Source organism: Streptomyces sp. AHU1, assembly GCF_045343905.1.
Classification (GTDB): Bacteria; Actinomycetota; Actinomycetes; order Streptomycetales; family Streptomycetaceae; genus Streptomyces; species Streptomyces triticiradicis.
The window spans coordinates 8,151,275-8,164,410 of sequence record NZ_CP174283.1 but is presented as its reverse complement, the minus strand read 5'-3'; the positions used below and the strand labels follow the sequence as shown (position 1 = coordinate 8,164,410).

General features: G+C 73.0%; 14 protein-coding genes. 6 read left to right on the top strand and 8 right to left on the bottom strand.

Annotated elements, in window-relative coordinates; genetic code table 11:
• Positions 1-15: 15 nt before the first annotated feature.
• On the bottom strand, positions 16-1,218 hold the full coding sequence (locus ACICHK_RS36025; protein WP_406840215.1) for an FAD-dependent monooxygenase: 1,203 nt from the start codon (positions 1,216-1,218) through the stop codon (positions 16-18).
• Between the two features lie 338 nt (positions 1,219-1,556).
• Here ACICHK_RS36025 and ACICHK_RS36020 point away from each other — a divergent pair, with 338 nt between their 5' ends.
• Positions 1,557-1,961 carry a tyrosinase cofactor gene (locus ACICHK_RS36020; protein ID WP_406840214.1) on the top strand — a complete coding sequence of 135 codons (405 nt, stop codon included), beginning with the start codon at positions 1,557-1,559 and terminating at the stop codon, positions 1,959-1,961.
• A 33-nt stretch (positions 1,962-1,994) separates the two neighbouring features.
• Positions 1,995-2,819, top strand: coding sequence for a tyrosinase MelC2 (locus ACICHK_RS36015; protein WP_151473913.1), 825 nt, complete (start codon positions 1,995-1,997; stop codon positions 2,817-2,819).
• Between the two features lie 56 nt (positions 2,820-2,875).
• Here the strand turns inward: ACICHK_RS36015 and ACICHK_RS36010 are convergent, their stop codons facing one another.
• The gene (locus ACICHK_RS36010) at positions 2,876-3,583 is read right to left on the bottom strand and encodes a ribonuclease H (protein WP_406840213.1); all 708 of its coding nucleotides are present in this window, start codon (positions 3,581-3,583) and stop codon (positions 2,876-2,878) included.
• 90 nt (positions 3,584-3,673) lie between these two features.
• Complete coding sequence (locus ACICHK_RS36005; RefSeq protein WP_406840212.1) at positions 3,674-4,471, bottom strand: VOC family protein; 798 nt, start codon at positions 4,469-4,471, stop codon at positions 3,674-3,676.
• 157 nt (positions 4,472-4,628) lie between these two features.
• Between ACICHK_RS36005 and ACICHK_RS36000 the strand changes: the two genes are divergently transcribed.
• Positions 4,629-5,849 carry a PP2C family protein-serine/threonine phosphatase gene (locus tag ACICHK_RS36000; RefSeq protein ID WP_406840211.1) on the top strand — a complete coding sequence of 407 codons (1,221 nt, stop codon included), beginning with the start codon at positions 4,629-4,631 and terminating at the stop codon, positions 5,847-5,849.
• A 34-nt stretch (positions 5,850-5,883) separates the two neighbouring features.
• Here the strand turns inward: ACICHK_RS36000 and ACICHK_RS35995 are convergent, their stop codons facing one another.
• Positions 5,884-6,366, bottom strand: a complete 483-nt coding sequence (locus ACICHK_RS35995) for a VOC family protein (protein WP_406840210.1) — start codon at positions 6,364-6,366, stop codon at positions 5,884-5,886.
• A 247-nt stretch (positions 6,367-6,613) separates the two neighbouring features.
• Between ACICHK_RS35995 and ACICHK_RS35990 the strand changes: the two genes are divergently transcribed.
• Both ACICHK_RS35990 and ACICHK_RS35985 read left to right on the top strand, forming a co-directional pair.
• Complete coding sequence (locus ACICHK_RS35990; protein ID WP_151473909.1) at positions 6,614-7,267, top strand: ClpP family protease; 654 nt, start codon at positions 6,614-6,616, stop codon at positions 7,265-7,267.
• 1 nt (position 7,268) lies between these two features.
• On the top strand, positions 7,269-7,871 hold the full coding sequence (locus tag ACICHK_RS35985; RefSeq protein WP_406840209.1) for a ClpP family protease: 603 nt from the start codon (positions 7,269-7,271) through the stop codon (positions 7,869-7,871).
• Between the two features lie 33 nt (positions 7,872-7,904).
• Here ACICHK_RS35985 and ACICHK_RS35980 read toward each other — a convergent pair whose 3' ends face one another.
• A complete protein-coding gene (locus ACICHK_RS35980; RefSeq protein WP_406840208.1) occupies positions 7,905-8,384 on the bottom strand; it encodes a helix-turn-helix domain-containing protein in 480 nt (159 codons plus the stop codon).
• A 128-nt stretch (positions 8,385-8,512) separates the two neighbouring features.
• Positions 8,513-9,862, bottom strand: coding sequence for a DUF6777 domain-containing protein (locus ACICHK_RS35975; RefSeq protein WP_406840207.1), 1,350 nt, complete (start codon positions 9,860-9,862; stop codon positions 8,513-8,515).
• A gap of 169 nt (positions 9,863-10,031) precedes the next feature.
• Here ACICHK_RS35975 and ACICHK_RS35970 point away from each other — a divergent pair, with 169 nt between their 5' ends.
• Positions 10,032-11,327: a streptophobe family protein gene (locus ACICHK_RS35970; RefSeq protein WP_406840205.1), complete on the top strand. Its 1,296-nt coding sequence runs from the start codon at positions 10,032-10,034 to the stop codon at positions 11,325-11,327.
• Positions 11,328-11,350: 23 nt separating this feature from the next.
• Here ACICHK_RS35970 and ACICHK_RS35965 read toward each other — a convergent pair whose 3' ends face one another.
• Both ACICHK_RS35965 and ACICHK_RS35960 read right to left on the bottom strand, forming a co-directional pair.
• Positions 11,351-12,349 carry a serine/threonine-protein kinase gene (locus ACICHK_RS35965; RefSeq protein WP_406840204.1) on the bottom strand — a complete coding sequence of 333 codons (999 nt, stop codon included), beginning with the start codon at positions 12,347-12,349 and terminating at the stop codon, positions 11,351-11,353.
• Positions 12,350-12,383: 34 nt separating this feature from the next.
• A complete protein-coding gene (locus ACICHK_RS35960) occupies positions 12,384-13,130 on the bottom strand; it encodes a hypothetical protein (RefSeq protein ID WP_406840203.1) in 747 nt (248 codons plus the stop codon).
• Positions 13,131-13,136: the final 6 nt, after the last annotated feature.

The following is a 13,136-nucleotide window of genomic DNA, read 5'->3' as shown; positions in this document are numbered from 1 at the left end:
CACCGGCCGGTACGGCTACCGCTGGGCGCGGGCCTGCACTCCGCGGGCGACCCTGGGCCCGAGCCAGCGCTTGAAGCGGCGCAGCGCCTCCAGCCGTCCGGCCGCGCGGTCGATCCGGTAGTACAGCTGCGGCGGGACGTACGGCAGCAGCGGCGAGTGACGCTGCCCGAGCAGGGCGAACATCCGCTCCGGCGGAAGCCCGATGTAGCGCGGCAGGTTCTCGTACCACTGGGCGCTGTGGCGGGCGGCGCTCTGCACCGACAGGAGCTCGGCCCTGCGTTCCCGCCCGTAGCGGGTGAGGGCGGTCTCGAGGTCCGCGTGCTCGCGCAGCGCCCGCGCCAGACAGATGGCGTCCTCCAGGGCGAGGGTGGTGCCGGCGCCGATCGAGTAGTGCGTGGTGTGGGCGGCGTCGCCGAGCAGGACGAGGTTGCCCCGGTGCCAGGTCCGGTTGGTCAGGGTGCGGAAGGTGAGCCACCGGGCCGCCCCGTCGGTCTGCGCCCGGCCGATCAGCCCGTGCCCGTCCAGCAGGCCGGCGAAGAGTTCCTCCAGCAGCGCGAGGCCTTCGGTCTCGCCCGCGCCGTCGAGCCCGAGGCCGGTCCAGGTCCGCGGGGAGCACTCGATGACCAAGGTGCTCCGGTCGTCCTCGAACCGGTAGGCGTAGCACCAGATCCAGCCGTGCTCCGTCTCCACGAAGGAGAAGGTGAACGAGTCGAAGACCTTGGTCGTGCCGAGCCAGATGTAGCGGTTCCGCCCGTGGCTGATCTCGCTGCCGAAGTGGTCGGCGTGGCGCTCGCGCAGGGTGCTGTTGACCCCGTCCCCGGCGACGACGAGGTCGGCTCCGGGCAGCCGGTCGGCCGCGATCTCGCTCTCGTACTCGACGCGGACCCCGAGGGACCGCGCCCGGTCCGCGAGCAGGTCGAGCATCTTGCGGCGGCCGATGCCGAACCCCTCGTCCCCCGGGGCCACGGTCGTACGGGTGCCGACATGGGCGACGCCGTCGCTCCAGCTCACCGAGTTCTCGCTGACGGCGAGCGCGGACGCCGGGTCGCCCTCGCGCAGTTTGTCGAGCAGTCCCGCCCAGTAGGTCACGCCCCAGCCGTACGTCGATCCGGCCGGGTTCCGCTCGTGGACGGTGATGTCGTGGGACGGGTCCTGGAGCTTCATCAGGATCGAGAAGTACAGACTTGCGGGCCCGCCACCGACGCACGCGATCTTCACGCGCACTCCCCTATGTTGCACATTGCGGTCGATTGAGCACGAAGAGTAGCAGCGGGTGCCATACCCGCAGTTCACGCCAGATCACGAGCGTGAGCCGCGCCACGGATCGGCACCCGCGACCGCAAGATCATCCGCGCGAGGCCTCCCCGCCGGAGGATTTCCGTTCACCCCCGCACCGCGGGCACCCGGAACAGCAAGATCATCTTCGTTCAATCCTGCACGACATGTACGCGATTGTCCGGATCACGGCCAACCGACATTCGGCGATTTCTCCCGTTGTTTGACGACCCGATAGGCATATCGGGTCATCGACACAGCTGATCACAGGAGGTCTCCGCATGCCGGAGCTCACTCGCCGCCGCGTCCTCGGGGCCGCCGCCGCACTCGCCACGGGCGCGGGCGTCCAGGCCCTCGCCGCACCCTCCGCGTCCGCGGCACCGAACGGACCCGGTACGTCACGGAAGTCCATGGACGGGCACCACCACGGCGGCCCGCAACCCTTCGACGAGGTGTTCCGGGGGCGCCGCATAGAGGGCCGCCCGGTCACCGGGGGCGGTCATCATCACGGCGGCGGGTACGCCGTGTTCATCGACGGCGCCGAACTGCACGTGATGAGCAACGCCGACGGCAGCTGGATCAGCGTCGTCAGCCACTACGACCCCGTGCCCACCCCGCGCGACGCGGCCCGTGCCGCCGTCGTGGAGCTGCAGGGGGCGCCGCTCGTGCCCTTCGCCGCCAACTGACCCACCCCGTAAGCAGATCGTGGAGTCCCGCACATGACCGTACGCAAGAACCAGGCGAACCTGACCGCCGACGAGAAGCGGCGATTCGTCGACGCGCTGCTGCAGCTCAAGCGCAGCGGAAAGTACGACACCTTCGTCACCACGCACAACGCGTTCATCCTCGGCGACACCGACAACGGCGAGCGGACGGGCCACCGTTCACCGTCGTTCCTGCCCTGGCACCGCAGATTCCTCCTGGAGTTCGAGCGGGCCCTGCAGGCCGTCGACCCCTCGGTGGCGCTGCCCTACTGGGACTGGAGCACCGACCGCACCACGCGGTCCTCCCTGTGGGCGCCCGACTTCCTCGGCGGCACCGGACGCAGCCTGGACGGCCGGGTGATGGACGGCCCGTTCGCCGCCTCCACGGGCAACTGGCCGATCAACGTCCGCGTCGACAGCCGCACTTACCTGCGCAGGTCACTGGGCAGCGGGGTCCGGGAACTGCCGACACCTGCCGAGGTGGAGTCCGTGCTCGCCATGGCGACGTACGACATGGCGCCCTGGAACAGCGGCTCGGACGGCTTCCGCAATCACCTCGAGGGCTGGCGGGGCGTCAACCTGCACAACCGGGTGCACGTGTGGGTGGGCGGCCAGATGTCCACGGGCGTCTCCCCCAACGATCCGGTGTTCTGGCTCCACCACGCCTTCATAGACAGGCTGTGGGCCCAGTGGCAGCGCCGGCACCCGGGCTCCGGCTACCTCCCGCTCAAGGACACCCCGAACGTCGTCGACCTCGGCGAGACGATGAAGCCGTGGAACGACACCCGGCCGTCCGATCTGCTCGACCACTCCGCGTTCTACACGTTCGACACCGTCTGACCCCGGCCGCGGCGCGGGCGCGAGGACGCGCCCGCGTCACGGGAAACGGTGCCGGATCAGGCTCCGCCCTGCGCCTCGGTCCGGCACTCCGGATGACCCCAGCCCTGGGCGTTCTTGGCGATGGGCTCGCCCGCGGCGTAGGAACGGCCGCACACGCAACGGCCGTTGAACTTGGCCTTGATGGTGCGGCTGGACGTTCCCTGCCGGGAGGTCCGGGCGGCGGGGCGGCGGCGGGCGGCCCCCGAGGCGGCCGGGGTGTCGGGGGAGGCGGGGGGCTCCGGGGACCCGAGCTCACTGCCGGCGGGCTGCTGCACCACCGCGGCCTGGCTGGCGGCGCGGTCGGCGAAGTCGTTCAGCCGGTCGCCGTCGACCTGGTGGGCGGGAACGTAACGGAACTCCACCGAGCGGCCGGTGAGGAGTTCGTCGATCCGGGCGACGAGTTCCTGGTTGGCGACGGGCTTGCCCGCGGCCGTCTTCCAGCCCTTGCGCTTCCAGCCCGGCAGCCAGGTCGTGACGGCCTTCATCGCGTACTGGGAGTCCATCCGGATCTCCAGCGGCACATCGGCGGCGACGGCCGTCAACAGGCGTTCCAGCGCGGTCAGTTCGGCGACGTTGTTCGTCGCCGTACCCAGCGGCCCCGCCTCCCATCGGGCCGGGGCCTCGTCCCCGTCGGCGACGACCCAGGCCCATCCGGCGGGTCCCGGGTTTCCCTTCGAAGCCCCGTCACAGGCGGCAACAACACGTTCAGGCATGTCCCCGATCATGCCACGCCCCGGCGAGGTCCCCGCGCGCCGATCGGTGACCGGCGCAACCGCCCCGCCGGTCACCGGCGGGGCGGCGGCCACGGACGGGCGTCAGGACACGTCCGTCATCCCGGGCATCTCGCCCTGGGTCGTCTTCATGTCGATGACGGAGAACGCCGCGCCCTGTGGATCGCTCAGCGCGGCGAACTTCCCGAACGGGCTCTCCATCGGCCCGAAGCGCAGAACCGCGCCCCGCGCGGTCGCCCTGGCCACCGCCTCGTCACAGTCCTCGACGGAGAAGTAGACGTTGACGTACGACGGAACCTCGGGCGGGAAGTCGTCCGTCATCCTCATCCGGCCGAGAACCGGAGTGCTGCCGATGCTGAAGACGCGGAAGTCGACGGAGTCGTCCTGCATCTGCTGGGCGGTGAAGGGGAAGACGGCCGGGAAGAACGCGTCGGACTTCTCCGGCTCACGGGTGAAGACCTCGGCCCAGGCGTACGCGCCGGGCTCGCCGGTCACCTCGAAGCCCTCGTGGGCGCCCGCCTGCCAGATACCGAAGACGGCCCCGCCGGGGTCCCGGACCAGCGCCATGGTGCCGAACTCCCCGACCTCCATCGGCTCCATCAGCACCTCGCCGCCCCGGCTCCTGACCTTCCCCGTGGTCGTGGCGGCGTCGGCCGAGGCGAAGTACAGGCACCAGGCGGACTGGCCCTCCTGTCCCGGCATCGGCGGCACGACGGCGGCCACCGCCCTGCCGCCCGAGTAGGCCTGTGTGTAGTTCCCGTACTCCGAGGACGACTCGCCGAACGTCCAGCCGAGCACGTCCCCGTAGAAGCTCTTGGCCCCTTCGACATCGCTGAACATCGCGTCCGCCCAGCAGGGCGTTCCTTCAGGCTGTACGGCCATGACCCGACCTTCTCCTGTCCGGTGAACGGTTGCCTGCTCACGCTAGCCAGGCTTCACCCGGGCCGCGCGGTGAACGGCCGCCCGGCGGGGCCCGGGCATGCGGGCGGACCGCCCCCGTGCGTGGATGGAACCGGGCGCGTGCTGCGGTGGAGGTGCGATGGCGGGCCGAGGCGACGGGACGACGGGTGCGGGGATGCCGTCCAACGCCCTGGAGGACGCCGTCGAGTCGATCGGCACGACGCTCGACGAACGGACGACCTGCGAGGAACTCGTGGCGTTCGTGTGCCGGCGCTTCTGCGAGACCGCCGCGGTGGACCTGCTGCCCACGGACGTGCCGGCCGGCCGCCGCTCCCCGGCCCCGGAACTCGCCCGCGTGGCCGAGGCCGGCCGCACCCCGCTGCTCACCCCGCCCGACGGCCCGCGCCCCCTGTCCGTCCGCGCCCTCGACGAGGGGCGTCCGGTCGCCGCCTCGATCGACCTGTCCGGCCGGACGCCCCGGCAGGTCATGACCGTGCCGCTGTCGGCGCACGGGCGCCTGTACGGGGTGCTGCTCGCCGTCCGGCGGGGAGCGCCGTTCACCGGCGCCGACCTGTCGGGCGTCCATCACGCGGCGCGCCTCGCCGCCGTGCACCTCGGCCACTCCCGGCGGCACGCGTCCCTCCGCGGCACGGTCCTGGACCTCCAGCGGGCGCTGCTCGCCGCACCGGGCCGGCCGCACCCGAACCTCGACCTCGCCACCCGTTACCTGCCGGCGGGCGGCGGTTCCCTGGTGGGCGGGGACTGGTTCGAGGCCGTACGGCTGCACTTCGGGCGGACCCTGCTGGTCGTGGGCGACGTGATGGGTCACGGCCTGGACGCCGCGGTGGACATGACCGCGTACCGCTCGATGCTGCGTTACGTCGCCTCCACGGATCTTCCGCCCCACCGGGTGCTGCGCCGTCTGGACACGGCGGTCGCCGAGGACGGCACCCGGCGCCCGGCCACCTGTCTGCTCGTGCGTGTCGATCCGGCGCGCGGCACCGCGGTGATCGCGGGTGCCGGACATCTGCCCCCGGTGGTGTTCGCCGGTGACGGCTCCGGCGAACTGCTGCCGCTGCCGGTGGGGCCGCCGCTGGGCACGGGGGTGGGCGGCTACCAGCAGGTGGTGCGCAGGCTCTCCCCGGACGACACCCTGGTGATGTTCACCGACGGTCTCGTCGAGCGCCGCGGCGAGGACATCGACGAGTCGCTGGCACGGCTGGCCGCACTGCGTCTCCCGCCGGGCGCCGGGGTCGACGACCTGCTCGACGAGGTGCTCGCCGAGCTCGACGCCCGGCACGCGGAGGACGACGTGGCGGTGCTGGCGGCCCGGATCCACCCGCGCCACCACCCGGCCTGAGGCGCCCCGGCCGGGCCGGGGCGCCGGCCGCCGGCTACTCCCCCGCGTGCGCCTTCTCCAGGGCCGCCATGTCCAGCTTGGTCATCTTGTACATCGCCTGGGCCGTACGGGCGGCCTTCTCCGTGTCCGCGTCGCCGAGCAGCTCGACGAGCCCGTCCGGGACGATCTGCCAGGACAGTCCGTACTTGTCCTTCAGCCAGCCGCAGGGACCCGCCTCGCCCCCGTCCCCGACGAACTTGTTCCAGTAGTGGTCCACCTCCTCCTGGCCGTAGCAGTGGACCTGGAACGAGATCGCCTCGTCGAACGTGAACTGCGGGCCGCCGTTGACCGCGACGAACTTCTGGCCGTTGGCCACGAACTCGACGGCCAGCACGGAACCGGGGGTCCCGGGCCCGGCCTCGGTGTAGCGGCCGACCCGGCCGAGCCGGGAGTGCTTGAAGACCGAGACGTAGTAGTGGGCGGCCTCCTCGGCCTGGCCGTCGAACCAGAGACAGGTGGTGAAACCGTCGGCGGGCATGCGGACCTCCTCGGTCGGGAAAGCGTCGTCGTCTCTGTCGACCGATCCTGGTCCGAAAACTCATCGGCCGCGCGCGCACGGCCTCGCGGACCCGCCGGCCTGCCGGATCGCGCGGATCGCCGGGAGGGCGCCTTCCGGCTCTGCCGACAGCGAATCTGCCGCGGGCCGAGAAATCCGGTCCGGCGCCTCCTTCGGACCCAGAGTGGAGCCGACGGCGGCACCCGCCGCCTCACGACGAGGAGGAACCATGGCTCCCCCCATCACCGTCCGGTACCCGGCCCACGCACCGCGGGCCGAGGAGGGCGACACTCCCCCGACCCGCTACGACGACCACCTGGCCGCGCAGTTGCTCGCCCAGCGGATCGTCTTCCTGGGCACCCAGGTCGACGAGGTCTCCGCGAACCGGGTGTGCGCCCAGCTGCTCCTGCTGTCCGCCGAGGACGCGCGCGCCGACATCAGCCTGTACATCAACAGCCCCGGGGGTTCGGTGACCGCCGGGCTCGCCATCTACGACACCATGCGGCTGATCCCCAACGACGTCTCCACGCTCGCGATGGGATTCGCCGCGAGCATGGGGCAGTTCCTGCTCAGCGTGGGAACGCGCGGCAAGCGCTTCGCCCTGCCGAACGCGCGGATCATGATGCACCAGCCGTCCGCGGGCATCGGCGGCACCACCGCCGACATCGAGATCCAGGCGCAGAACCTCGAGTTCACCAAGCGGGCCATCGAACGGATCACCGCGGAACACACCGGCCAGAGCGAGGAGACGATCTCCAGGGACGGTGACCGCGACCGCTGGTTCACGGCGGAACAGGCCAGGGAGTACGGCATGGTGGACCGGGTCGTGGAGTCGCTCGCCGACGTCCGCCCGGCCGCCCCACGGCGACGGGCGGGACTCTGACATGGGTACGTACACGATTCCGAACGTCGTCGAGCGGACCCCGCAGGGCGAGCGGTCGTACGACGTCTTCAGCCGGCTGCTGTCCGAGCGGATCATCTTCCTCGGCACGGAGATCGACGACGGGGTCGCCAACGTCGTCATCGCGCAGCTCCTCCATCTGGAGTCGTCGAGCCCGGAGAGCGAGATCGCGATCTACATCAACTCGCCCGGCGGCTCGTTCACCTCGCTGATGGCCGTCTACGACACGATGACCTTCGTGCAGGCGCCGATCTCGACGTTCTGCGTCGGGCAGGCCGCCTCCACCGCCGCGGTGCTGCTCGCCGGAGGCGACCCCGGGCGGCGGTTCGTCCTGGAGCACGCGCGCGTGCTGCTCGGCCAGCCGGCGAGCGGCGGCCGGCAGGGCACGGTGTCGGACCTCAGCCTCCAGGCCAAGGAGATGCTGCGGATCCGCTCGCAGGTCGAGGAGGTGCTGTCCCGGCACACCCACCACGACGTCTCCACGCTGCGCGTGGACATGGACCGCGACAAGATCTTCACGGCGCGGGAGGCGGTGGAGTACGGGCTCGCGGACGAGATCCTGAGCCGTCGGCTCGCCGTGGTCTGACCTCCGCCCCGGCCCGGCCGGGGCGGACCGGTGTCAGGCGGCGAGGCACATCCCGTCGTGGCGCGGGACCGCGGACGGGGACGGGCCGGCCGCGGACGGGGTGACGACGGAGCGGCCCCGGACGGACTCGGCCCGGGTGTGCCGGGTCAGCTCGCGCTGGGCCAGCGACAGCAGCTCCGTCAGGCCGAGGCCGAGGGCACGCGCGGCCGCCGCGAGGACCTCCGAGGAGGCCTCCTTGCGGCCGCGCTCCACCTCGGAGAGATAGGGCATGGAGATCCGGGCCGCGTCGGCCACGTCCTTGAGCGTGCGTTCCTGGGCCAGCCGCTCGCGTCGCAGGACGTCGCCGACCAGGTCGCGCCACAACGGCTCCTTGGCGGCGGGAGCGGGAGCCAGGGGGACCGCGGGGCCTCGGCGCGGCGCGAGCGCCGGTGGCCTCGGTGCCCGGGCCGGGGCGTCGGGCGCCGTCGGGCGCAGCGGGATGACACGGGCTTCGTCCGTCACGTGGTCGCTCACCCCTCCAGCCTAGGAGCGCCCGGCCGCGGGGGAAGGGACCGGCGTTCCGCTCTCGGTGAAGCGGGCGGACGCCGGCGGTCCGGGACCGTGCCCGCTCGCCGCTCCCGACGCGGTACCGCCTCCTCGGGTCAGGAGGACGTCCCGGAGGAGGCGCCCGACTGCGTCGTCAGATCCGCGGAGGCCGGACCGGACGCCGGACCCGACTCCGTCGCGGGCGGCGGCGGCACGATGGAGGGGCTCTCCGGTTTCGACGTGGACGGCTCGGAGGTGGACGGCTCGGAGGAAGAGGGCTCGGAGGAGGACGGCTCGGAGGAGGAGTGTCCGGACGACGGGGACGAGCTCTCGGACGACGGCGAGGCCGACGTCGAGGGGCACGGGCTCCCGGAGGCCGGCTTCGAACCGCCCGGCGAGACGCACGGTGAGGCGGAGCCCGAGACACTGGCCGAGGGCGAGGGTTTCACCGGTGGGCGCGTCTTCTTGTCGTGCTTGCCCTCGTCGCCCCGCTCCCGGGCGATCCACTCCTTGTTCCCGGGGTCGTAGAGGACGAACACGTCGATGACCGTCGTCGAGGGCGCCACGACCACGACGTCCCGCGAGCGGTACGCGGGCCACGAGTCGCCCGTCGCCCTGGGGGTGCCCTGCTGCGCGACCGGCGGGAGCAGCGGGTTGCCGCACGCGCAGCGCACCCGGGGCACACCGCGGGAGTCCACGAGGACGGCGGTGCCGGTCTGGAGGACCGCCTGGTAGCTGGTGGGGGCGCCGTTGCGGTAGCCGTGGTTGGTGACGCGCGTGTCCATGCGCAGCTGCACGGGGGTCAGGGAGCGCAGGTAGGCGGGAACCGTGTTCGGCTGGATGCCCTCGACCGAGGCGAACGCCTTGTTCTTCGCCGGGTCAGCCTTGAGCGCGCTGATCTGCTTCTCCACGTCGCAGCTGGAGACGTTGCGGGTGCCGCCGTAGAGGCCGGGCGCGTTGCCGCTCACGGCGAGGGTCGCGTTGGCGGGCGCCGACGTGGACGGCGTCGCGGGGGTCTCCGGGGCGGTGGACGTGTCGTTGGCGGTCGACTCGGTGAACGGGTCGGGCCCCGTCTTGTCCGCGGCCTGCAGGAAGACCTCACCGCCGGTGTTCTTGGCCCCGCCGCCGTTGTTGGTGAAGACCAGTCCCAGGATCACCGCCGCCGCCACGACACCGGTGATCAGCGCGACCCGCGGCGCCGACCGCCACCAGGGGTGCTCGGGTTCCCCGCCCGGCCGCCCCGGCCCCGCGGCTCCACCGCCGGGTCCCGAGGGACCACCCGCGCCACCGCCTCCCGTCCCCCCGCCTCCCGCGCCGCCGGCTCCGCCGCCCGCGCCGGACGCGCCGCTGGGCGGTCCGGCGGGCGGGATGTCGACGGGCTGGGTCGGGCTCGGCTGCGACGGACCCGACAGCGGGCCCGAGGGCGGCCCGGTGGGACGGCCGGAGGACGGCGGTTCGACGCTCACGAGCTCTTCTTCCCGATGGGGGATGCTGCGGCGATGTCGCGTTCCGTTCCGCTTCGCCGCTTCGTTCCGCAACGCACCCATTGTGTGCCCCGGTCCGCCGGTGCCCGCAAGCCGACGCGGTCGGCTCTCCCGAGGGGCGGACGGTGTCACCGCTGCTTAGCGTGGCAGCGTGAGTCCCCAGACACCGTCCGCCCAGCCGGCCGGCACCAGCGGTGCGCGTCCGGCCGCCCGTCACGGCTGGCTCCAGGCTCTCGCGGCCGTACTGGCCGGTCTGGTCCTCATGGTGGTGGTCGCCGCGCTCGGCCTGTGGGCGTCCGGCGCCACCGACCTCCCCGACAACGCCTATCCACGGGTGGTCGCGGCCACCCTCGTCACGGCGGTCGGCGGCACCGTCGAGTTCACCGGCGACGCGGGAGCCATCGCCGAGACGAAGGCGGGCCTCACGGTGGTCCCGCTGTCGGTGACCCTGACCGGAGCGCTGGTGCTCGGGGCGGGATTCCTGCGGCCGCTGCGGCACCGGGCCGTCGCCGGGGCGGCGGAACTGGCCGGCTGGGCCGGACGGCTCGGCGTCCTGTGGCTGCTCGCCCTGGTCGGACTGGCGCTCGCGGCCCGCCAGAACTTCACCGTCGACCTCGGGAACGGCACCATCGGCGCCATCGGCGACCTGTTCGGCGCAACGCCCGAGGTGGGTTTCAAAGCCGCCACGGCACCGACCCTGGTCTTCGGCGTGCTGTGGCTCGCGGGCGTGTTCGTGATCGCCCTGCTGGTCTCGCGCGGCGCGCCGCTCCCCGCCCGGCTGCTGCGCTTCCAGGCATCGGTGCGGCCGGCCGCGTACGCCATGGTGGTCCTGCTGCTCGCCTGCGTCGGCCTCGGCGTGGTCATCGGCCTGGTGGTGGCGGCGACCCGCGGCCACCCGGCCGAGACGTTCGCCGTGATGCTCCTCGGTCTTCCCAACGTCGTCTGGCTCGCGTTCACCATCGGGCTGGGCGCCACCTGGAACGGACGCGTGGACGGGCCCTTCGGACTGCCGATGCCGCACGTGCTCGACGAGGTGCTGCGCACCCCGGACGTGTCCGAGCTCAACCTCGGCTCCCTCGCGGACTACGACGGCAGGATCTGGTGGCTGGTGGTCGTCGACGCCGTACTGCTGGTCGGGGCGGCGTTCTTGATGGCGGCCCGTTCACCGGCCCGGACGCGGGTCTGGCAGCACGCCCTCCACATGGCGGTCGCCCTGGCGCTGACGGTGCTCATGATCTGCCTGCTCGGCCGGATCTCGGCGAACTACGGCCTGTCGATCCTCGGTCTCGGCGACATCGGCGGGGGCCTGAAGGGGGAGCTCTTCCTGAAGCCCCAGGTGTGGGGTGCCCTCGGCCTCGCCGTGCTGTGGGGGCTGGTCACCGGTTTCCTGGGCGCCCTCCTGGCGAGGGGCGTCCGGCGCGGGGGCGAGGCCGGCCCGCCCGGGTGAGGGCGGACGCCGTCACCGGCGCCTCAGCTCCGGAACACCGGCCGGGCCCAGGCGGGCGGTTCCGGCACGGGCCCCGGGCCGCCCGGTACGTCCCCGGTCTCGGCGCCGGGCCGGGTGCCGCCCCCGGTCGCCGCGCCGCGTGCGGCGATCCGCAGCGCGCTGACGAAGGCGAGACACGAGTCGTACCGGTCGTCGGGGCTCTTGGAGAGCGCCTTCGCGAGGACGGCGTCGACCGCGTCCGGGATGCCGGGGCGCACGGCGCTCAGGGCCGGCGGCTGGTCGTACTGGTGGGCCCACAGCAGCGCCATGTCGTCGTCGCGCCGGAAGGGCGGCCGGCCGGCCATCATCTCGTAGACGACACAGGCGAGGCTGTAGACGTCGCAGCGGCCGTCGACCGGCTTGCCCGAGATCTGCTCCGGGGCCACGTAGTCGAGGGTGCCGACGAACTGTCCGACACTCGTGAACCCGGTCAGCGACAGGGACTTCTTGGTCAGTCCGAAGTCGGTGAGATAGACGTGTTCGGGGTGGTCGCTGTCGGTTCCCTGGGCGACCAGGATGTTCCCGGGCTTCACGTCCCGGTGCACCAGTCCGTGGTCGTGGGCGGCGTCGAGCGCGGAGGCGACCTGGATGCCGATCCGGGCGGCCACGGTGACCGTCAGCGGTCCCTCGCGGTCGAGGAGGTGGCGCAGGTCGCGCCCGGCGACGTAGCGCATGGCGATGTAGAGGACGCCGTCCGTCTCGCCCGCCTCGAAGACGGGCACGATGTGCGGGTGGTCGATCGCGGCGGCCACCCGTGACTCGTGCGTGAAGCGGCCGCGGAAGGTGTCGTTGCGGGCGAGTTCGGGGGCGAGGAGCTTGAGGGCGACCGTGCGGTCGAGGCGCAGGTCCTTGGCCTGGTAGACGACGGCCATCCCGCCGCGGCCGATCTCCCGCTCGATCCGGTACCCCGCGATCCGCCGTCCGATCAGCTCGGAGGGCCGTCCCGAGAACGGGCCGGCGTCCTGCCCGGGCGTCTCGTCCATCAGGCGTCACCCCGCTCGTGCCCCGCGCCGCGCGTCACTCCTCGCCCCGGTCGTCGTCGAAGGTGACCAGCCGGGTGGGCTCGTGTCCGCCGGGCGGACCCTCGGGAGGACCGCCGGACGCGGACCCCCGCACGATCCGCGTCGGCTCCGTCTGGTGCCCGTGCGCCGGGCCCGGCCCCTGCGCCACGCTCGGTTCCGGTGGCCGGGCCGGCCCCCGCGCGCGGTCCCGCTCCGGGGGCCCGCTCGGCGACGGGTCCCGCTCCTCGGGCCGGTCCGTGGTCTCGCGGCGCGTGGCCGAGGGGGCGCGCTCGGCCGCGAAGGTGCTCAGCCGTGTTCCGTCGCAGTACACCCACCGCTCGTGCTCGCCGTCGTACAGCCACAGCGACTCGCCGTCGACGACCATGCCGATCCGGCTGCCCTGGGTGCGGGCCCGGAAGGTCTCGGCCTCCAGCCGCCCGGACGCCAGTTCCTCCACCGCGCGCCGGTAGCCGGTGAGCGCCTGCTCGACGCGGGCCAGCAGCGGGCGCGGATCGGCCGTGCGGGCGAGCGGACGGGTCGCCGCCGGCGGTACCTGCGGTACGGCGACCAGCAGGCGGCCGTCGACCCAGGCCGACCAGCCGTTCGCGCAGACGATCCGCCCCCAGTCCCCGAGCCGGTCGACGAGTTCGACCGGCAGGAGCGCGTCCAGGGGCACGGTGGGCCGGGACGGGTCCGGGGACTCCCAGGCGGGCAGCCCGTCCTGCGGGACGACGTGCGTCGGGCGGAAGCCAGGGCTCGTCATCGGCGG